At 73.8% G+C, this 19,902-nt stretch carries 15 protein-coding genes; 5 read left to right on the top strand and 10 right to left on the bottom strand.

All coding sequences use genetic code 11. The annotated features are described in order from the left end of the window. The first annotated feature begins 94 nt into the window (after positions 1-94). Both LPA42_RS03395 and LPA42_RS03390 read left to right on the top strand, forming a co-directional pair. Positions 95-1,555 (top strand): NAD-dependent succinate-semialdehyde dehydrogenase, encoded by a 1,461-nt coding sequence (locus LPA42_RS03395; RefSeq protein WP_077939319.1) that lies wholly within the window; start codon positions 95-97, stop codon positions 1,553-1,555. Between the two features lie 126 nt (positions 1,556-1,681). Continuing rightward, the gene (locus LPA42_RS03390) at positions 1,682-2,911 is read left to right on the top strand and encodes an iron-containing alcohol dehydrogenase (protein ID WP_077939318.1); all 1,230 of its coding nucleotides are present in this window, start codon (positions 1,682-1,684) and stop codon (positions 2,909-2,911) included. A 212-nt stretch (positions 2,912-3,123) separates the two neighbouring features. Here the strand turns inward: LPA42_RS03390 and LPA42_RS03385 are convergent, their stop codons facing one another. The 5 genes from LPA42_RS03385 to LPA42_RS03365 form a co-directional block, all read right to left on the bottom strand. Further along, a complete protein-coding gene (locus tag LPA42_RS03385) occupies positions 3,124-4,707 on the bottom strand; it encodes a beta-1,3-glucanase family protein (RefSeq protein ID WP_077939317.1) in 1,584 nt (527 codons plus the stop codon). Positions 4,708-4,906: 199 nt separating this feature from the next. Further along, positions 4,907-6,802 (bottom strand): CocE/NonD family hydrolase, encoded by a 1,896-nt coding sequence (locus tag LPA42_RS03380; RefSeq protein ID WP_077939316.1) that lies wholly within the window; start codon positions 6,800-6,802, stop codon positions 4,907-4,909. A gap of 137 nt (positions 6,803-6,939) precedes the next feature. Beyond that, positions 6,940-7,851 (bottom strand): sulfotransferase, encoded by a 912-nt coding sequence (locus LPA42_RS03375; protein ID WP_043967787.1) that lies wholly within the window; start codon positions 7,849-7,851, stop codon positions 6,940-6,942. A 3-nt stretch (positions 7,852-7,854) separates the two neighbouring features. Continuing rightward, positions 7,855-8,910 carry a sulfotransferase gene (locus LPA42_RS03370; protein WP_077939315.1) on the bottom strand — a complete coding sequence of 352 codons (1,056 nt, stop codon included), beginning with the start codon at positions 8,908-8,910 and terminating at the stop codon, positions 7,855-7,857. Next, the gene (locus LPA42_RS03365) at positions 8,907-10,151 is read right to left on the bottom strand and encodes a glycosyltransferase (protein WP_158229457.1); all 1,245 of its coding nucleotides are present in this window, start codon (positions 10,149-10,151) and stop codon (positions 8,907-8,909) included. Before LPA42_RS03365 ends, LPA42_RS03370 begins: the two co-directional genes overlap by 4 nt. 239 nt (positions 10,152-10,390) lie before the next feature. Between LPA42_RS03365 and LPA42_RS03360 the strand changes: the two genes are divergently transcribed. The 3 genes from LPA42_RS03360 to LPA42_RS03350 are packed head-to-tail and all read left to right on the top strand — an operon-like array spanning position 10,391 to position 13,600. Continuing rightward, positions 10,391-11,326: a hypothetical protein gene (locus tag LPA42_RS03360; protein WP_077939313.1), complete on the top strand. Its 936-nt coding sequence runs from the start codon at positions 10,391-10,393 to the stop codon at positions 11,324-11,326. After that, positions 11,319-12,119, top strand: a complete 801-nt coding sequence (locus tag LPA42_RS03355; RefSeq protein WP_077939312.1) for a sulfotransferase — start codon at positions 11,319-11,321, stop codon at positions 12,117-12,119. Before LPA42_RS03360 ends, LPA42_RS03355 begins: the two co-directional genes overlap by 8 nt. Continuing rightward, positions 12,116-13,600: a hypothetical protein gene (locus tag LPA42_RS03350; RefSeq protein WP_077939311.1), complete on the top strand. Its 1,485-nt coding sequence runs from the start codon at positions 12,116-12,118 to the stop codon at positions 13,598-13,600. The genes LPA42_RS03355 and LPA42_RS03350 overlap by 4 nt, the downstream gene beginning before the upstream one ends. Positions 13,601-13,612: 12 nt before the next feature. Here the strand turns inward: LPA42_RS03350 and LPA42_RS03345 are convergent, their stop codons facing one another. From LPA42_RS03345 to LPA42_RS03325, 5 genes are all read right to left on the bottom strand, one after another. Further along, positions 13,613-14,458 carry a sulfotransferase gene (locus tag LPA42_RS03345; protein WP_077939310.1) on the bottom strand — a complete coding sequence of 282 codons (846 nt, stop codon included), beginning with the start codon at positions 14,456-14,458 and terminating at the stop codon, positions 13,613-13,615. Continuing rightward, positions 14,455-16,023: an oligosaccharide flippase family protein gene (locus tag LPA42_RS03340; RefSeq protein ID WP_144082739.1), complete on the bottom strand. Its 1,569-nt coding sequence runs from the start codon at positions 16,021-16,023 to the stop codon at positions 14,455-14,457. Before LPA42_RS03340 ends, LPA42_RS03345 begins: the two co-directional genes overlap by 4 nt. 6 nt (positions 16,024-16,029) lie before the next feature. Beyond that, complete coding sequence (locus tag LPA42_RS03335; protein WP_158229456.1) at positions 16,030-17,085, bottom strand: Wzz/FepE/Etk N-terminal domain-containing protein; 1,056 nt, start codon at positions 17,083-17,085, stop codon at positions 16,030-16,032. A gap of 26 nt (positions 17,086-17,111) precedes the next feature. Continuing rightward, complete coding sequence (locus LPA42_RS34345) at positions 17,112-18,611, bottom strand: O-antigen ligase (protein ID WP_077939307.1); 1,500 nt, start codon at positions 18,609-18,611, stop codon at positions 17,112-17,114. 64 nt (positions 18,612-18,675) lie between these two features. After that, complete coding sequence (locus tag LPA42_RS03325; RefSeq protein WP_077939306.1) at positions 18,676-19,902, bottom strand: glycosyltransferase family 4 protein; 1,227 nt, start codon at positions 19,900-19,902, stop codon at positions 18,676-18,678.

Here is a 19,902-nt window from a genome sequence, read left to right as displayed (position 1 = left end):
CGCGGCCGACGGGGGCGGGCGGCCCGTCCGGTACGCGCACGGCGCGATCGCCGGGACGCCGGACATCACCAAGATCATCACAGGAGGCGACGCAGTGAGTGACCCGACGAACGTCCTGGCCCCCGAGCACCGGCGGCTGCGGATCGGCGACACCTGGCGCGACGCCGCAAGCGGAGCCACCTTCGCCGTCGAGGACCCGGCCACCGGCCAGACCATCGCCGAGGTGGCGGACGCCGGTGTCGCCGACGGGCTCGCCGCGCTGGACGCGGCGAGCACGGCGATGGCGCAGTGGGCGGCGACCCCGCCGCGGAAGCGGTCGGAGCTGTTGACCGCGACGCACCGGGCACTGACCGCGCGATCCGAGGAGGTCGCCCGGCTGATCACGCTCGAGATGGGCAAGCCGCTCGCCGAGGCTCGGGCAGAGGTGGCCTACGGCGCCGAGTTCTTCCGTTGGTTCGCCGAGGAGGCGGTGCGCGTCGAGGGGCGCTACAGCACCGCGCCCGCGGGTGGCTACCGCATCCTCACCGTGCCGAAGCCGGTCGGACCGTGCGTCTTCGTGACGCCCTGGAACTTCCCATTGGCCATGGGCGCCCGCAAGATCGCCCCCGCGCTGGCCGCCGGTTGCACGACGATCACCAAGCCGGCAGCCCAGACGCCGCTCACCATGCTGCTGCTGGCCCGCATCATGGAGGAGGTCGGCGTTCCCCCGGGTGTCGTCAACGTGGTGACCACCAAGCGCTCCGGCGAGGTGGTCTCCGCGCTGCTGGCCGACGGTCGGACCCGCAAGCTCTCCTTCACCGGGTCGACCGAGGTCGGGCGCGTGCTGCTCCGGCAGGCTGCGGACAACGTGCTGCGTACCTCCATGGAGCTGGGCGGCAACGCGGCCCTGATCGTGTGTGCGGACGCCGACCTGGACGTCGCGCTCGACGGTGCCATGGTCGCCAAGATGCGCAACATCGGGGAGTCCTGCATCGCGGCCAACCGGATCTACGTCGAGGAGCCGGTGCGCGAGGAGTTCACGGCGCGCTTCGCCGAGCGGATGGGCGCGCTCTCGGTGGGCCATGGCCTCGACGACGGCGTGGACGTCGGGGCGTTGATCGACGACGCCTCGGTCACCACGATCGACAAGCTCGTCGCCGACGCGGTCGAGCGCGGCGCCCGGGTCCTGGTGGGCGGCGAGCGCCCGGACGGGCCGGGCCACTTCTACCCGCCCACGGTCCTCGTCGACGTGCCCGAGGACGCGCGGATGCTGAGGGAGGAGATCTTCGGCCCGGTGGCGCCGATCATCCCGTTCACGTCCGACGACGAGGTGCTGGCGAAGGCCAACGACACCGAGCACGGCCTCGTCGGCTACGTCTTCACCCGTGACCTGCAGCGGGCGATCCGGTTCGCCGAGGGCCTGCAGACGGGGATGGTCGGCATCAACCGTGGCCTGATCTCGGACCCGTCGGCCCCGTTCGGAGGCGTGAAGCAGTCCGGGATCGGCAAGGAGGGGTCGCACGAGGGCATCCTCGAATACCTCGACCTCACCTACGCGGCGATCGACCTGCCGTGACCGGCCTCCACCCGGGGGCGCCTGGGCCACCCGGGCGACCCGACCCGGCCGACGCCGTCCCGGTCCCGCAGGTGACCCGGACGCCCGCCCAGCACATCGCCGCCGACGTTCCGGAGAGGCACCGACATGCTTGAGACCGTCCGCGGACCACGCCAGCTGATCGTGGGCGAAGGGGTCGCGCAGAACATCCCACGAGTGGTGGCCGAGAGCGGCTCGCGGGTCCTGATCGTGACCGACCGGATTCTCCTGGGGCAGCCGGGCGTGGCCGAGATCGTGGCCGCCGTGCGGGAGAAGGTCGAGGCCGTCGCGGTGTTCTCCGACGCGACCCCGGACGTGCCACTCACCGATGTCGACCTGGCCGTCTCGGCCGCCGCCGAGGTGGACGCCGACGTCATCCTCGCCATCGGCGGCGGCACGGTGATCGACCTCGCCAAGATCGTCGGCGTCATCCGGCGCCACGGTGGGACGCCACGCGACTTCTACGGCGAGTCGAAGGTGCCCGGGCCGACGTTTCCCCTCGTCGCGGTCCCGACGACGTCCGGCACCGGCTCCGAGCTCACCCCCGTCTCGGTGTTGACCGACCCGGACCGCGCGCTGAAGGTGGGGGTCTCCAGCGTCCACATCGTGCCCGACTTCGCCATCGTCGACCCCGAACTCACCTACACCTGCCCCGCGACCGTCACCGCCCACTCCGGCATCGACGCGTTCTGCCACGCGGTGGAGAGCTACACCGCGCGGCCCCGGGCCCACGCACCACGCGACCCGGTGGAGCAGGTGTTCCTCGGCCGCAACCCGGTCACCGACCACTACGCGCTCCGGGCCGCCGAGCGGATCGCCCGCAGCCTGCGTCGTGCCGTCCGGGACGGCGGCGACACGGACGCGCGCGCGGACATGTCCTACGGGTCCATGCTCGCCGGGCTCGCCTTCTCCCACGCGGGCAACGCGGCCCCGCACGCTCTCCAGTACCCGATCGGCGCGGCCACCCACACGCCGCACGGCCTGGGCGTCGGGCTGCTGCTGCCGTACGCGCTGGACGCGGCCAGGGATGCCATCGTCGACCGGCTGGCCGTCCTCGCCGGGGCGTGCGGGCTCGACGTGGCCGACGCCTCGGACGCCGAGGCCGCGGACGCGTTCCTCACCTGGCTCGACGGCCTCCTCGCCGACATCGGCATCCCTGCCACGCTGGCGGACATCGGCGTGGCCCGCGCCGACCTCCCGCGCTTCGCCGAGATGGCCGGTGGCGTCACCCGCCTGATCCAGAACCATCCCGGCCCGACCGACACCGCCAGCCTGACCGCGATCCTCGAGGCGGCCTGGACCGGGGACCGGACCCGACACGTCCGGGCTCCGGGCTGAGACGGTGACCGGCCCGGAGACCGGCAGCCGGATCGGCAGCCACCGCGACACTCGCGCGCGGTCAGGTGGTCGGCGATGGCGGTGACGGTCGGTTGGTGGCACCGCAGCGCCGCCGGGAGCACGGTGCCGAGCAGGGTGTGCGAGTCGGCTTCGTCAAGCGCCCTGCCGGGGGCGGGGGCGACTCGCGCCCCCGCCCCCGTCGCACCGGCCGGTCAGCCCGTGCGCCACTTCTGGTTGGCCGTTCCGGCGCAGTCCCAGAGCTGGAGCCTCGCGCCGTCGTTGCCGTTCGCGTCCTTGATGTCGACGCACTTGTTGGCCTGAAGGTTGACCAGGTCTCCGGCCCCGTTCAGGGTGAACTGCTGGGCGCCGGTGCCGTTGCAGGTGTAGAGCTGCACCACCGCTCCGTTCGCTGTCGACCCCGCGTCGATGTCCATGCACTTGTTGTTCTGGCTCTTCAGCGCCGTGCCGCTGAACGTCCACTTCTGCGCGTTGGTGTTGTTGCAGTTCCACATCTGCAACGGCGCGCGGTCGACGAAGTTGGAGCTCGGCACGTCGATGCACTTGTTGTTCCAGGTGCTGACCACGGGCACCCCGGTGGTCGGGTTGCCGCCGGAGAACGGGCTGAGGATCAGCCCGGCCGCACGTGGGTCGCCGTCGTGCACCAGCGACTCGAATCCGCCGACGTCGTCGAAGGCGAATGCGTATGCCCGGCCGTCGGTCATGTTGGCGTGGATCAGGCGGGCGTACTGGTTGGTGGGGCTGTTGCGGTAGAAGTCGGCGGCGTTGGTGGTGGGCTGGGTGTCGATGGTGCCGAGCGTGCCCCGGTTGAGCGCGGCGCAGAGCGTACGCGAGATCGGGCCGACCACCTGGTCGTTCGGCGCGGGCAGGTCGCCGTCGCAGCCCCAGACGCTGGCCGAGGAGGGCCGGTTGAAGGAGGCGACCACCTGGCCGCTGCCGTTGGTGAAGGTCATGGTGTTGCCCGACGTACGGCCGTAGTACCTGATGGCCGGCTGGTCGGCGAAGGGCACCACGGTCAGGGTCTTCGCGGTGTACGCGTTCCACGCGGAGGCGACGTAGGAGTCCAGGTAGGTGGTGCTCAGCAGGCCGGCCGCGGCCGCCTTGCCCGGAGCCAGGACGCGCAGCACGGTCCCGTCGGAGCGGGTGTGGACGGTGTTGGCCCAGCCCGGCTGCGCCCGGATCCCGTCGATGACCGCGTTGCGGCCGTTGGCCACCACGTCGCCGGTGCGCTTGGTGACGCCGTTGGCGCCGGTCACGGTGACCGCGTGCGGGATCGCGAACATGTCGACCTGAGAACTGTTGAGCCACAGGCCGGAGTCGTTGTAGGTGAACTCGCTCCAGTCGAAGAGGATGTCGCGGTTCGCGTCACCGGCCGCCCAGGGCGCGGGCTGCACCAGCCCGTCCGGGGTGAGGAAGAACTTCAGCTTCTGCCCGAGGGCGAAGTAGACCCGGCCGGAGAAGCCACGGGGGAACTGGAGGGTGGTGCTGCCGCCGTTGCCGGGGCCCGGTATGGAGACGTCCGGCGCGGGCGACGGCGGGATCTGGCCGCCGGTCCACGGCGCGAAGGCGCCGCCGGAGGTGACGTAGCCGAGCCGGCCGGTGGACAGCTGGACGCCGATGACATAGAGGTAGACCGCGTCGCTGCGGCCGGTGGTATTGGTGACGGTGACGGGCAGCAACGCCGGTCCGACCGCGTGGGCGGGCGTGGCGACGACGGCGGCCGCGAGGCCGGCGAGCAGTGCGGACGCGGCGGCAAGCAGCTTTCTTCGGAGACGCATGGCGACACCTCGCTGGAGACGGGACGGGAGAGCGCTCTCTCAGCAGGGTCCGATTGTTAACAATGTTTGTCAATAGGTGCTTGCTTCAGCCCGCCCTCGCCGACGGTCACGTCGTGCGCGACGGCGACCCCCGCACGGGTGACCTGGCCGGGTGGCCGCCGGCGCAGCGGTGCTGCGCCGGTGGCCACCCGGGGACCGGTCAGAGACCGGCCGCGTGGGCGGCGGTGGTGCCGCCGACCACCGGAAGAACGATCTTGCTGCTCTTCAGTGCGACGTTGATGTTCGCGGCGGTGGTGTCCGCCTGGCTGGAGTACTGCGGGTAGCTGGCCACGATGATCACGCCGATCCGGTGGCCCGGCTTGAAGACGTAGTCCTCCGGCAGCAGCGGGAAGGTGAAGTTGTACGACTCCCCCACCACCAGCGGCACGGCGGTGCGGATGGACTGCCGGTTCTGGGCGTCCATGATGCCCTTGGTGACCAGCTCGTAGTCGGCCGTGGCGACCCGCTTGGCGGTCTGCTTGTAGCAGCCGTCGTCGGTCGGGCTGTTCAGCCCCCAGCAGTCCTCGGTGGCCAGGGTGATGATGCCCTCGCCGGAGGCCCGGTGCGCCACCCGCTCGTCGGTGCCGTAGTCGACCAGGATCGCCCCGAAGTTGGTGTCGGTCTGGTCGGCCGAGGCCCGCAGCTGCACCGTCGGCGTGCCCGAGATGTGCAGGGGCGCGGTCAGCGGCGCGGACAGGAACGCCAGCCGGTTCGGCTGCACCGTGTCCGGGTTGAGGATCATCGTGTTCTGGCTCTGGGTACGGCTGTCCTGGAACACGCCGGTCGCCGGCTTGGCCGTCGGCACCAGCTTCAGGCCGCCGGCCCCGGTGGTGCCGGGCTGGAGGAACACCTCGGTGTCGGCCTTGCCGGGGATCGGCCAGTCGGCGTGGGTCTCCCACACGTCGGCGGCCCGCTCCAGGTCGACCCGGGGCTCGTCCATGATCCCGTTGGCCACCCCGTGCAGCCAGAAGTCGAACCACCGGTGCAGGGTGGACACCCAGACCGCGCGGCGCGAGTCGAACGGGTCGACGTGCCCCTCCTGGGAGAGCCACAGCTTACGCGGGACGTTGTTCTCCGCCAGGGCGTACCAGAACTTGCTGAAGTGGTCCGGGCGGACGTTGTCGTCGTTGAGACCGTGGTAGAGCAGCACGCTGGCGGTCATGTTGGGGACCTTCTTGACGTAGCTGCGCTCGTTCCAGAAGGCGGTGTAGTCGCCGTGCTCGTCGCCGTCGGCGGCGGCCATCGCGTCGCGCACCGGCTTGCAGTAGTCCCGCCGCTCCGGGTTGGTGACGGTGTTGGCCAGCGACGCCACGTAGCTGTTGCCCCGGGTGACCACCCCGTTGCTGCGCACGTAGTCGTAGTACTCGGTGGGACCGCTGATCGGCACCACCGTGGTCAGGCCCTTGACGCCGGTCACCGCCGTCGCCATGGCCAGCGAGCCGTCGTACGACTTGCCGATCATGCCCGACTTGCCGTTGTGCCAGTCGGCCGTGACCACCTGGCCGGCCGCGTTGCGCGCGGTGGCCCGGCCGTTGAGCCAGTTGATCGCCTGCTTGGCGCTGAGATTGTCCTGGTTGGCGTTGGTGGTGGGGCAGCCGGTGGAGTTGTTGGTGCCCACCATGTCCAGCAGGATCACCGCGTAGCCGCGCGGCACGAAGTAGTTGTCGTAGAACAGCGGCCACCTGTCGAGCAGGCCGTCGCCGTCCAGGTCGGCCTTGCACTCGGACTCGTTGCCCCGGCAGACCGTCGAGTAGTAGGGGCTGGCGTCCATGATGACCGGCACCTTGAGCCCGTTCGCGGTGGCCGCCGGTCGCATCAGGTCGAACGCGATGATGTCGCGCAGACCGTCGTTGTCGCTGTCGAAGGTGGAGTCGATGAACAGGCGTTCCCGGATGGCGTCGGCGTAGCCGAACACCGGCTGGGTGACCCCGTCCTGGACCACGATCGCCGGTGCGTCCGACGCCGCCACCGCCCGTGGCGCCGCGCCCAGGGCGGCGAGCAGCACCGCGGCCAGTACGGCCGCCCCGGCGCGAAGGGGTGTTCCCGTTGCAGCCATGCAGTCTCCTTGAATGTCCCGAGAACCGCACGCTATGGGCCGACCGACCGGCACCACCACCTGCACCTGTAGGAACTTTTCCCACGCCGCTCCGACGACGCCGACGCGACGAGCCCGACGGCGGTGTGCCGCGCCGGTCAGTCCCGGTAGCCCCACTGCCGCAGCGGCTTGTCCAGCACCCGTTCCACGGCGGCGAGCTGCGCGTCGCCCAACTCCTCGTGGTAGGCGGCCTGCCGACCGGCGTGGAACCGGTACCGTCCGAAGCCCTTCTCGAACGCCGGCGACCAGTCCAGGTCGAGGAAGTCGAGCATCCGGGCCACCTCGCCGCGCGGGTCGGCGAGCAGGTCCTCGTAGCGCACGTCGAGCCACTGCGCCTCGGGGTGCGCCGCGCGGGCCTCGGCGAAGGAGTCCATCAGCATCTTCCAGCCCAGCGCGGCGAGCACCGGGAACGACCTGTCGTACTCCTCCCATTCCCGGCGCAGGTCGGTCGGCAGTGGGCCGAGGAACCAGTTGTCCGGCCCTCGCCAGCCGTCCCACCAGCCCATCTGGAGCCAGGAGTTGGTCACCGCCCGGCCGTCGCGGACCACGTTGACCACCCGCAGCTCCGGGTAGCCGGCCCGCAGGAACCCGGTCCTCGGCCAACCGGTCACGTGGTGCAGCAGCAGCCGGCAGCCCTGCCGGGCGATCCGGGCGTCGAAGAAGGCGCGCAGCCGCCGCCGCAGGTACGGGGTGAGATCCTCGGCGGTCAGGTCCCGGCACGGGCGGGAGAACCCGGCAAGCACGTGCCGGTCCAGCAGGTGGTACGCCTCCGACGGGGCGACCCGCAGCCGGCCCTTCTCCAGCAACCGGCGGCTGTGCCGCAGCGAGGTCATCCCCGCCGGGCGGGGCGCGGAGCGCCGGTACAGCGGGCCGTTGAGCCGGCCGGTCAGGTTGAGCCGGGACAGCTTGTCGTCGACACCGGAGACGAACCCGACCCCGGGGTGCCGGGACAGCAGCTCCTGCACCAGGGTCGACCCGCACCGCCCGGTGCCCACCACCACCGCCAACATCGCTCAACCCTCCTCGTGCCGGGCCGGCCCCGACCGCCCGACGCCCACCGGCCGCCCACCGGCCGCAGCCGGCCGACCCTGCGCGGGCCGCCCGTCGCCCGCCGACCGGTCGGCCCCCGCCGGGCCCGGGGCACCCCGCCGCCACGGGTAGCCGAACCGGCGCAGCCCCGCCGCGGTCAGCACGGTGACCAGCGCGTACGACCAGCGGGACAGGTCGCGCCGCCACTGCACGTCAGCGGTGATCGGCACCGGACCGGTCCGGTGCCGGGACGGGTTGCCGGCCACCGAGTGCGTCGGCGTCAGCCGGACCGTCGCCGGGCCGGTGAACGGGCCCCCGTCGGGGTCGACCCCGGCGAAGTCGGCGATCCGGCGCAGCGTCCCCTCCGGGTCGGCGGTCAGGTCCTCGTAGCGCACCCGCAGGTAGCCCTCCGGGGCACTGTCACCCCACAGCCGGACGGTCACGGTGTTCCACACCAGCCAAAGCAGGGCCGCCTTCCATGCCGGCGGCCGGCTCATCAGCTCCGGATCGGTGTCGCCGTCGAGCCCCCGGCGACGACGCCAGGAGAAGGCGGTGGCCCGGGGGTCGCGGACCAGGTGCAGCACCCGCAGGTCGATGCCGGGCAGCGCGCCGACCAACGCGCCGTACGGGGGCAGCTTCGACGAGTCGACCACCACCCGGGCCCCGGTGTGCCGGGCCACGGCCGCGTACAGGTCGGCCAGCGCCGCGTCGTCGGGATGTGCGGGCACCGGCCGGACCCCCCGCCGGTGGCGACGCAGCAGCGCCGGCAGCCCGCGCATCCGCAGCCGGCCCCGCAGTCCGGCGGCGATCGTGGCGGCCCGCTCCACCGGCAGTTCCCGGGCCACCGCGCGCCACAGCGGGCAGTCCCGCAGCGGCCGGCCGCAGCCGCACGGCCGGTTCTCCACCTCGCCGCGCTGCCACAGGTAGCGCAGCTCCCCGGCGGCGAAGGCCCCCGGGTACTGCCCGAGGACGGTGGTGACCAGGGTGCTGCCGCTGCGTCCGCTGCCGGCCAGGTAGAGCACCCGCACCGGCGGGTTCACACCGGCTCCCGCACGGTCCGCGCGGCGGTCGCGTAGACCTCCCGCAACCGGGTCAGGTGCGCCTGCGGGGAGAAGTCCCGCTCCACCCGCGCCCGGCCGGCCCGCCCCATCCGGTACGCCCGCGCCGGGTCGGCGAGCACCCGGGCCAGCCCGGCGGCCAGCGCGACCGGATCGTCGGCGGGCACCACCTCGCCGTCCACCCCGGCGGTGACCAGCTCGGGCAGCCCGCCCAGGTCGGAGGCGACCACCGGCACCCCACAGCCGTACGCCTCCAGCACCGCCATCGGCTGGTTCTCGTTCCACCGGGACGGCACCGCCACCACCGTGGCCGAGCGGACCAGCTCGTGCAGCCGGGCCTTGTCCAGCCGGCCGTGGAACCGGACCCGGCCGGGGGCCCGCCGCCGGGCCAGCTCGGTCAGCCCGTCGCGGGCCGGGCCGTCCCCGGCCACCTCCAGCACGACGTCGTCGGGCAGTCGGGTGAGCGCCTCGATGAGCACGTCGACGCCCTTCTCCGGGGCCAGCCGGCCGGCGAAGACCACCGGCCCGCCGGGGGCCGCCTTCACCGCCGTCGCGGCGACGTCGACGAAGTGCGACACCACGTGCATCCGGTCGGGGAAGACACCGGCCCGGCGCATCACGTCGGCCAGGAACCGGCTGGGGCTGACGAACGCCTGCACCGGCCCGTACGCCCGGGTGGTGCGGTGCAGCCAGGACTCGACGGCCAGCAGCGAGCTGGCCCCGAACGATCCGTCCTTGCAGCGGCGACGGGCCGCGCGCAGCGGACCGCCGGTCACGCAGGCGTCGCAGACCGCCCCCCGGTCGAGCATCTGGTAGCTGGGGCAGGCCAGCTTGTAGTCGTGCAGGGTCATCACCGCCGGCACCCGGGCGGCCCGCACCGCCGCCAGCACCGACGGGGAGAGCTGGTGGTAGATGTTGTGCAGGTGCACCACGTCGGGTCGGAACTCGTCGAGCACCCGGGCCAGGCCACGCCGGCTGGCCGGCGACCAGATCATCCGGGCCGCCACCGCCGCCCGGCGGCCCGCGCCGCGCGGCGCTGGGTCCAGCTCCACCCGGGGCGGGAAGTGCCGGGCGTACGGGGTGGGGGCGTCGTTGTCCGGGTGGGTCATGCCGAAGAAGGCCACCTCGTCGCCGTCGCCCCGTTGCAGCTCGGCGACGTCGAGCAGGTAGCCCTCGGCGCCGCCGCGCCGGTAGAGGAACTTGTTGACATGGAGGACACGCATCGGCCCGCTCCGGGGGTGGCTGCTGCGGTTCGTCGGGGTCCAGGGGTGGGGTGGTCGCCCCGGACGGCAGCGGTGACCAGGGGCCCCACCGTATGCACCAGCCACGTCGTGAGTCCAGCTCATGATCCCCAAGCTGACCACACGGCCCATCGCCGGTCGACCACACGGCCACGTGGCCACCCGTGATGATCTGCCGGTACCGTGTGCCCCACCCCGCCTGACGTGCCCGAGGAGGACCGGTGCCCCACCCCGACGAGCCCTCGGCGCTGGCGTACACCGCCCGACGGGTCCGCCGGCACCTGCGCTGGGCGCGCACCGAGGGCGTCCGGCGGCTGATCGAGGAGGACCGGCTCGACCCGGTCGACCGGGCCCGCACCGCGCTGGCGAAGTGGCGCTGGCGGCGGGCCCATCCCGGGCCGCCCGGCCGGGCCGTCCCGGTCTACCTGGTGGGCCTGCAACGCTCCGGCACCAACATGCTGACCCGGGGGCTGGACGCCGACCCGTCGGTGGAGGTCCGCAACGAGAACGACCGGGCCGTGTTCCACCGCTTCCGGTTGCGCCCCGACCCGGTGCTCGGCGCCGTCATCCGCCGCAGCCGGCACCGGTACGTGCTGGTCAAGCCGCTGTGCGACACGCACCGGGTGGACGAGTTGCTCGGCCTGGCCGGGGTCGCGCCGGGGCGGGCGCTGTGGGCGTACCGGGACGTCGACGACCGGGCCCGCTCCGAGGTGGCGAAGTTCGGCGACGCCAACCTGCGGGCGCTGCGGGCGATCGCCGACGGCACGATCGGGGACCGCTGGCAGGGGCAGCGCCTGGACGCGCCGATGCGGGACCTGGTCGCCGGCTTCGACTACGACCGGATGACCCCGCACACCGCCGCCGCCCTGTTCTGGTACGTGCGCAACTCGTTGTACTTCTCCCTCGGGCTGGCCGACCGCCCGGACACCCTGCTCTGCTCGTACGACCTGCTGGTCGCCGACCCGGCGGGGTCCACCCGGCGGCTGTGCGCCTTCCTCGACCTGCCGTACGACCCGGTGCTGCACGCGCACGTCGGCGCGCGCACCCCGGCGCGGCCCCGGCTGGAGATCGACGCCCGGGTACGGGCGCTCTGCACCACCCTGGCCGGGCGGCTGGACGCGGCGGCCGGCCGGCAGGAGGCGGTGGAGCATGGCTGAACCGCACACCCCGGCGGCGCGGGCGGGGGCGGCCCGGGGGCCGATCTTCCTGGTCGGCTGCCAGCGGTCCGGCACCACGATGCTGCGGCTGGTGCTCGACTCGCACTCCCGGGTCAGCTGCGGCCCGGAGACCCGGTTCCTGGCCGACATGCAACGCATCGTCGGGCGGGACTGGGAGCGGCTGGCCCGCTTCGGGTTCCCCCGGGAATACTGGCTGGGCCGCATCGCCGACTTCTTCGGCGGCATCCAGGCCGACTACGCCCGGTCCCGGGGAAAGACCCGCTGGGCCGACAAGACGCCGCTCTACGCGCTGTCCATCGACTTCCTGGCCGAGGTCTTCCCCGACGCGCAGTTCGTGCACGTCGTGCGGGACGGCCGGGACGTGGTGGTGTCGCACCGCAAGCGGTTCGGCTACTGGTCGGCGGTGAAGTGCGTGGTGAAGTGGCCGCGCTACATCCGCATCGCCCGCGCCTCCGGGGCCCGGCTGCCGGCCGACCGCTACCACGAACTGCGCTACGAGGAGACGGTCACCGACCCGGAGAAGGCCATGCGGGGCCTGTTCGAGTTCCTCGGCGAACCCTGGGAGGCGGGCGTGCTCGACTACGACGGCAAGCAGCACGACGTGGCGGGCAAGTACACCGCCGAGGCGGATCGTCGGCGGGCCGCCGCCGGCACCGACGCCCCGATCTACGGCTCCCGGGTCGGCACCTACCGCCGGGAACTGGACCCCTTCCTGCGGGTGCTGGTCCGGATCTTCTCCGGTGCCACCCTGCGCGAACTGGGCTACCGGTGAGCCGCCGGACCGGGCGGCGGGTGCTGCTCGCCGGGGTGCTGCTGGCCGCCCTGGTCGCCGGGGCGGCCTGTTCGGACGATCCCGCGCCCCGCCCGGCCCCGTCGGCGACCGGCCCGTCGGCGGCCACCCCGTCGGCCGGTGCCACCGGCGCGCCACCGGCCGGCGCGACGGCCCGCAACCCGTTCGGCGCGCACTGGGACTGGTCCCGCTACGACCAGTTCGTGCCCTACCTGGAGAAGCTCTCCGGCTCGGCGACGTATCACGAACTGAGCTGGTGCGACATCGAGAAGACCCAGGGCAGCCCGGACTTCTCGGCGGTGGACCGGATCGCCGAGCGCAGCCGGCAGCTCGGCATCACCCTGCACCTGAAGATCCGCACCGGGGTCTGCTGGGCCACCGGCGGGACGGCGAAGTTCACCCGGGGCCAGGCCAACAAGACCGAGTCGGCGATGCCCCGGGACCTCGCCGCCTACCAGGCGTTCGTCCGCGCCCTGGTGCAGCGGTACGCCCCGTACGGGGTCCGCGAGTACGCCATCGAGAACGAGGTCAACGCGCAGCAGTACTGGGCCGGCAGCCCCGAGGATTACCGCCGGCTGGTCACCGCCGCCGCCGAGGCGATCCGGTCGGCCGACCCGCAGGCCACGGTGGTCGACTCGGGCATGAGCAGCGTGGCGTACGGAATGGGGGTGGCCGACCGGCTGCTGCGGGCCGGGCAGCCGGACCAGGCCGTCGCCGCCTACCAGGCGTACTTCCAGCGGCGGATCGGCACCCGGGGGCGGCTGATCCCGGCGGTCGCCGACCCGGCGGCGTTGCGCGCGGCGCTGGACAACACGCAGAACTCCCGCAACCTGGCCTACCTGGCGGTCACCGAGAAGCTGCTCGACGACCGGGTGGTCGACGTCCGGCAGCTGCACTTCTACGAGCACTTCTCCGGGGTGCCGGCGCTGCTGGACTACCTGCGCGCGGAGACCCCGCCCGGGGTGCCGGTGCAGGCGTGGGAGGTCGGCCAGTTCTGGAAGGACGGCGCGGACGACGCCGCGGCCCGGGGCGACGAGATGGTCAAGGTGGTCAGTCTGCTGGTCGCCGGGGGCATCCACGAGGTGCTCTGGCTGCCGCTGGCGTACAACCCCGACAACCGGGCCGGCGCGGAGGTCCGCTACGGCCTGCTCGACCCGGACGGCACCCAGCGGCAGGCCGGCGCGATGATGGCCGCCCTGGCGGCGGCGGCCCGGGACGCGACCGTCGAACCCGTGAACGCCAAGGGGCTGACCGGGGTGGCCTTCCGCCGGGGTGCGGAGAGCACGCTGGTGGTCTGGTCGACCACCGGGGGCACCGTATCGCTGCCGGCCACCGCCGGGGTGACCGGCGGCCCGGTCGGTGCCGACCCGGCCGCCCGCACCGGCGCGCTGCCGATCGGGCCGAGCCCGGTGCTGCTGCGCGCGAACGGCGACCCGGCCGGCGTCCTCGCCCCGATCCGCTGACGCGGTGGCCGTTCACCAGGTGCGGGGCCAGCCGAGCAGGGCGGCGAGGCGGGCGTTGTGCGGGGCGAAGACGGCACTCAGTTCGGCCCGCAACTCGGCGGTGAGCTGGGACGGGCCGGTGTCCGCCCGGCGGGTGTGCCGGGCGAACTCCGCCGGGGCGTACGGGGCCAGCCCGAGGAACCGCAGCACGCCCGCGTAGGCGGTCGCCGGGTCGGCGTACAGGTCCTCGCTGCGGATCACGTGCAGCCGTTCGGCGGGCAGGTGGGCGTACCAGCGGTCGAGCTGCTCGGCGTAGCGGCCCCGGGCGGCGTAGGAGAAGTTGCGCAGCGCGTGGTGGGCCGCCGGGGTGTCCGGCCCGTCGGCCAGCGCTGCGGCCAGCCGCCCCGGCTCGGCGGCGAGCGCCTCGGCGAAGCCCAACGGCTCCAGCCCGTACGAGCGGGTGTGCAGGTAGTGCGAGTAGGCCCGCTCGACCGGGTCGCGCAGCAGCGCCACGAACCGGGCCTCGGGCAGCGTCGCCGCCACCCGGGCCGGCACGCCGGGGTGGAACAGGTAGTAGGGGCTGGCCTCGAAGCTGCGTCGGCCGGGGGCGGCCGGTGGGAAGTGCGCCCGGTACCAGCGCGGCCCCCGACCGTAGTGCAGGCTGAAGAACTGGAGTTCCTTGCCGGTGGCGGCCCGCACGTCGGGGTGCGCGGCGAGGTAGTGGTGCAGCGAGGTGGTGCCGCACCGCTGCCCGCCGATGATCAGGAAATCGGGCAGCGCGCCGACCGGACCGGGCCGCGCCGCCCGCGCCCAGGCGCGGGTGCCGCGCACCATCCGGCGCAGTCGGTCCACGGTGGCCCGCCGCGGCCCCGCGCTCACCGCGACACCGCCCGGCCGGCCTGGTCGACGGCCGGGGCGGGACCGTCCCCGGCGGCATCGGGCGGGCCGCCGCGACGGCGTCGGCGGGCCAGGGTGCGCAGCACCATCACGTCCTCCCGGCTGAGGCCCAGTGCCAGCACGGTCCCCAGGTAGACGGCCACGATCGCGGTCAGCCCGGCGGCCGGCCGCCCCGGCCAGCCCGGCACCAGCCAGCGCACCAGCAGCCCGGCGAGCAGCGCGGCCACCCCGGCGGCCAGCCCCTTGGCCATCCCGACGGTGAACGGCAGCGCGCCGGTCAGGTGGCGGACCTGCACCACCCGGGCGACGTTGACCACGATCAGCGAGGCGCTCCACGCCGCCGCCGCGCCGACGATCCCGTACGCCGGGATGAGCCACAGGTTGAGCAGCACGTTGAGCAGCAGGGCGGCCAGGTTGTCGGCCATGTTGAGGGCCACCCGGCCGGACATGTTCAGCACCGTGCCACACGGGCCGGTGGCCGCGTTGACCAGCTGGCCGAGGGCGAGGATCACGGTCACCGCCGCGCCGGTGGCGACCTCGCCGCCGAAGACGCGCAGCAGGTCGCCGGGGAGGACCAGCAGCGCCACGAACGCCGGCAGCGACAGCCGGACCACCCAGCCGGTGGCCACCGCGTAGACCCGGCGGACGTCGTCGAGGTCCCCCCGGTGGTAGAGGTGCGCCAGGTACGGCCCGAACGCGGCGTTGACCGGCGCGAGGACGAAGATGGCGACGGTGACCAGCCGGGTGGCGACGTTGTAGACGCCGATGTCCGGGTTGGCGAAGAAGCCGAGCAGCAGGGTGTCGACCCAGATCAGCCCGGTCGACGACAGCGACGACACCCAGCTGACCGTGGAGAAGCGGAACAGCTCCCCCGGCCGGTGCACCGGGCGGGCCGACGGCACCCGGCGCACCAGCCGGCCCAGCGCCAGCAGGGCGAGCAGGGCGGCCGACCAGCCGGCCACCACCAGCGCCCAGAAGGCCCCGGTCAGCCCCACCCCGGTGCCCAGGGCGAGCGCGGTGAGCAGCAGTCGGGCGCCCGGCTCGTAGAGCTGGCCGATGAAGGTGAACGGCCGCTGGGTACGCCAGCCCCGGGTCGCCGCGAGGGCCGCCTCGCAGACCGTCGAGGCGGGCAGGGTGAGCGCGACCAGCCGCAGGCCGGTGACCAGCCCCGGGTCGTGCAGCCGGTCGGCGAGCCAGGGTGCGCCCGCCGCCAGCGCCCCGGCGAGGACGACCGACGAGCCGGCCGAGACGGCCAGTCCCAACCGGATGGTGCCGCGCAGCGCCGGGGCGTCCGCGTCGGCCAGGTGCACCGCCACGAACCGGGTGAGGCCGGCCCGGAACCCGGACAGCGACAGCAGCCCGGCCAGCGACAGCACCGCGTAGCACTGGGCGTACCGGCCGACCTCCCGGATGCCCAGCACCCGCGCCAGCAGCAGCATGATCAGGAAGACCGCCGCCTGGCTGAGCAGGGCGCCGAGCAGGTTGAGCCCGCCGCCCCGGGCCATTCCCCGGACGTGCTGGTCGCCCCGCGCGGACCCTTCCGGCACCCCCGCCTACCGGTGCCGGGAGTTCTGCTCGGCCACGGTCGCCGTGACGGCCGGCAGCACCACCGTGTCGTCGCTGCCGCGCCCCCCACCGGCCGGAGCCGCCCGACCGACGGCCGACGGCTGGCCGGCCCGGCGGCTGCGCGACAGCCACTCCAGCACCGCGACCAGGAGCACGGCCAGCAGCAGGCCGGCGCCGAGCACCGGGAGCACCAGGCCGACCAACGCCTTCACCCGGGACACCGGCTGCACCTCGCCGACGCTGGTCACCTTCTCCGGGTCGGCGGCCTGGGACTGGGCGCGGGCCTGTTGCAGCCGCTGCCGGGCCGAGGCCAACGCGCTGGCGGCGCTGTCCCGTTGCGCGATCAGCGCCTGGTAGTCGGGCAGCTTCGGGCCGAGCCCGTCGAGCCGCTTCTGCCCGGCGCTGATCGACTCGGCGGCGGCGTCGGCCCCCCGGGAGTTGCCGACCGCCTGCATCTGCAACTGCTGCTGACGCAGGCTGGCGATCTCCTGGAGGGTCGACTGGTAGAGCTTGTCCGGCTGGCTGACCTTGTTGGCCTTCTCCCAGTCGTTGATCGCCCGGGTGGCGGTGGTCAGCTCGTCGGTGGCCGTCTTCACCTCGTCGGTGGCGATGCCGACCTGGCTGGCGAAGAGAAAGGCCAGGGCCCGCTTGCCGGTCGAGGCGAGCACCGGGTCGACCGTGGACCGGTCGGCGGCGGTGTAGGTCACGGTGAGCTGGCTGCTCGCGCCGACCTGCTTGACCGCCAGCCCGCCGCGCAGCGTGTCGGCGGGCACCCCGGTGTCGGCCGCCACCTGGTCGACCACCTGCGGGGAGGTCACCGCCGCGGCGAAGGCCGCCGCGAACTGGTTGGCCGCCTGGGTGCCGGTGTACTGCTGGGCCGCGCTGCCGCCGACCAGGGCGGGCGCGGCGACGTACGAGGTGGCCGCGTACTGCTGCGGGCCGAGCAGGACGACCAGCGCGGCCGCCGCCCCGGCCACCAGCGGAATGCCCACCAGCAGCCAGAGTCGACGCCGCGCGACCCGCAGATAGTCGACGATCTCCACCCTGCCGCTCCCCACTGCTCGTTGCTTCATCGGTTGTGCCACCCGGTGCCCACCGGTCGGGGCGTCGCCACCCGGGTCGGCTCGGCCGGTAGCCCCCGGGCGACCGCGCCGGCTGCCGCGGCGAACGCCGCGAAGTACCACAGGGTCACCACGTTCGAGATCACGTTGGACGCCGCGCTGACCGCGACGAAGGCGACCGCGCAGCCCAGGAAACCGATCGCGATCCCCCGGCCGAGGCTCCCCGGTGGGGCCCGGCGCAGCGCGTTCAGCCCGGTGTGCAGACACAGCGCCAGCATCGCCAGGTACGCCAGCAGCCCGGCCAGCCCGGTCTCCACGTACGCGCGCAGGAAGTCGTTGTGTGGCTTCTTCGCCTCGTCGGCCTCGAACTTGGTCATGTTGGGGCCGATCCCGGTGACCGGGTTGCGGTTGGCCAGCGACACGATCTCCGACCAGTAGCCGACCCGCCAGGCGAGGGTGTTGCCGGTCGGGCCGCCGCCCACGGCGGTGCTGTCGGCGAGCTGCCCGAAGCGGTGCGCCACGCTCGGCAGCAGGGCCACCCCGGCCACCGCGACCAGGCAGAGCGCCACCAGCATCCGCCGGCTGCGGTGCAGCACCGCCACCACCAGCAGGCCCAGTCCCGCGCCGAGGATCGCGCTGCGGGTGTTGGTGAGCAGCAGGAACAGCAGCGACGCGGCGAGCAGCGCGCCGAGGCCGAGCCGGAGCCGGCGGCTCAGGTAGCGGTAGATGCCGAACCCGAAGATCACCATGAACATCAGGTAGCGGCCGAAGGTGGTGGACTGGCCGAACGGCCCGCTGATCCGGGTGAAGCCCCCCTTGACCTCGGCCGGTGGGTGGCCGAGCAGGGACAGCACGACGGTGTAGCCGACCGCCAGCGCCAGCGAGGCGTACGCGGCGAGCAGCACCCGGCGGACCGCCGGCAGGTCCGGCATCAGTTGCTCCAGGACCACGAACATCACCACCACGGTGCCGATCCGCAGCGCCTCCAGGGCGCTGGGCACCGGCTGGGCGGCCCCCGCCGCGCTGACCAGGGAGGTGGCCCCGACCAGCAGCATCGCCACGCCGAGCGGCGAGCCGCGCAGCCGGCCCCGCTGGCGCAGCTGGGCGGCGAGCCAGAGCCCGGCGGCGAGCAGGAACAGGACCGCGAGGATCGTCGACGGATCCATCGCCCGGGTCGCCGCCGCGCCGTCGGCCCGGCCGGCCGTCGGGCCGCTGAGCTTGAACAGGTCGACGCAGGAGCGGACCGCCAGCATCAGCAGCACGTACGCCGCGAACCGGGTCAGCGCGAGCACGCCGACGGCCAGCCCGGCGAGGACCGCCAGGGGCAGCACCGCGCCGACCCGGCCGCCACCGGTGGCGGCCAACCCGACGGCGACCGCCGCCACGGCGCAGAGCAGGGCCGCGCCGACGGTCAGCAGGCGGGCGGTCGGATCACCGGCGGCCCACCGGCGCCGCCCGTCGGCGGGCAGGGCGAGGTCACTCTCCGTGCCGTGTCGCTGTCCGTCCACCGCTCGCCGACCACTCGTTTCCAGGGAACTGTTGCCGGTCGCCGCCGACGGCCGGAAGGACGGCCTAATCTAACGGTCGCCGAGGTCGGGAGACATGGGCCGTTACGCCGACCGTGGGCGACCCAACGTCCGGTTCCCCCCGGCGGGGGGCGCGCAGAGCCAGCGAGAAGTAGAGTTCCTCCAGCTCACGGGCGGCGGCGTCCCAGCTGTACTCGGCGAGCACCCGGTCCCGCAGCAGCGCGGCGCCGGCCCGTTCGGCAGGCAGATCGGCGGTCACCGTGTGCAACGCGCGGCGCAGGTCGTCGACGTCGCCGTCGCGGAACAGCCGCTGCCCCGGGCCGTCGCGGTCGAGCATCTCGCGGTGGGGTTCGATGTCGCTGGCCACCACCGGCAGGCCGTACGAGGCGGCCTCCAGCACGGTCAGCGGCAGCCCCTCCAGGCGGGACGGCTGCACGAAGGCCGCCGCGTGCGAGTACAGCTCGGCCAGCACGTCGCCGTAGACGAAGTCGGTGAACACGATACGCGGGTCGTCAGCGGCGGCGGCGCGGAGCTGGGCGACGTACCCGTCGGTGAAGGCCGAACCGCCGACGATGGCCAGCCGCAGGTCGGTCGGCAGCTGACGGAACGCCCGCACGAGCAGGTCGGCGGCCTTCTCCGGGACGAGCCGGCCGACCAGCAGCAGATAGTTGCCGGGGCGCAGGCCGAACCGGGACAGTTCCCGGGGCGGCAGGTGGGTGGGGGCGACCACCCCGTTGGGGATGTAGCGGGCGGGCCGGCCGAACCGGCTGGCGTAGTGCGCGGCCAGGCCCCGCGACACGGTCACCCGGGCGTCGGGCAGGTGCCCGCTGAGCCGGTACGCGGTGCCGAGCACGGCCCGCGCCGCCCGGCCCCACTTGTCGCGCTGGTTGTCCAGCCCGTGCACGGTGAGCACCACCCGGGCCCGGGAGGCGTACCGGGCCAGCGGCGCGGTCAGCACCGGGCCGAGGCCGTGGTAATGCACGATGTCGGGGCGCTCGGCCAGCGCCGCCACGGTGGAGGTGGCCGAGTGCACGATGGCGTCGAGGTGCTTGCTGGACACGGTGCGGGCCCGCCGTAACCGGATGCCCCGGTGCCGGGTCTCCTCGACCGCGCCGTAGCTGTCCCGGCAGTAGACGGTCACCTCGTGGCCGAGGCCGGCCAGCCGGCTGGCCATCTCCTCGACGTGCCGTTCGATCCCCCCGTAGGTGGCCGGCACGCCCTTCTGGCCGATCATCGCCACCCGCAGGGGGCGCCAGCCCGGCGGGCAGGTCAC

This window comes from Micromonospora sp. DH13 (assembly GCF_020873825.1).
In the GTDB taxonomy this organism is placed as follows: domain Bacteria; phylum Actinomycetota; class Actinomycetes; order Mycobacteriales; family Micromonosporaceae; genus Micromonospora; species Micromonospora haikouensis.
The sequence above is the reverse complement of the archived record's forward strand: the minus strand, read 5'-3'. Positions and strand labels throughout refer to the sequence as shown.

Coding starts and splice junctions, on each gene's coding strand:
- LPA42_RS03375 (WP_043967787.1), bottom strand. CDS start 7,851: ATGTTGGCGGTGGTGGTGGGCACCGGGCGGTGCGGGTCGACCCTGGTG.
- LPA42_RS03380 (WP_077939316.1), bottom strand. CDS start 6,802: ATGGCTGCAACGGGAACACCCCTTCGCGCCGGGGCGGCCGTACTGGCC.
- LPA42_RS03355 (WP_077939312.1), top strand. CDS start 11,319: ATGGCTGAACCGCACACCCCGGCGGCGCGGGCGGGGGCGGCCCGGGGG.
- LPA42_RS03365 (WP_158229457.1), bottom strand. CDS start 10,151: ATGCGTGTCCTCCATGTCAACAAGTTCCTCTACCGGCGCGGCGGCGCC.
- LPA42_RS03385 (WP_077939317.1), bottom strand. CDS start 4,707: ATGCGTCTCCGAAGAAAGCTGCTTGCCGCCGCGTCCGCACTGCTCGCC.
- LPA42_RS03390 (WP_077939318.1), top strand. CDS start 1,682: ATGCTTGAGACCGTCCGCGGACCACGCCAGCTGATCGTGGGCGAAGGG.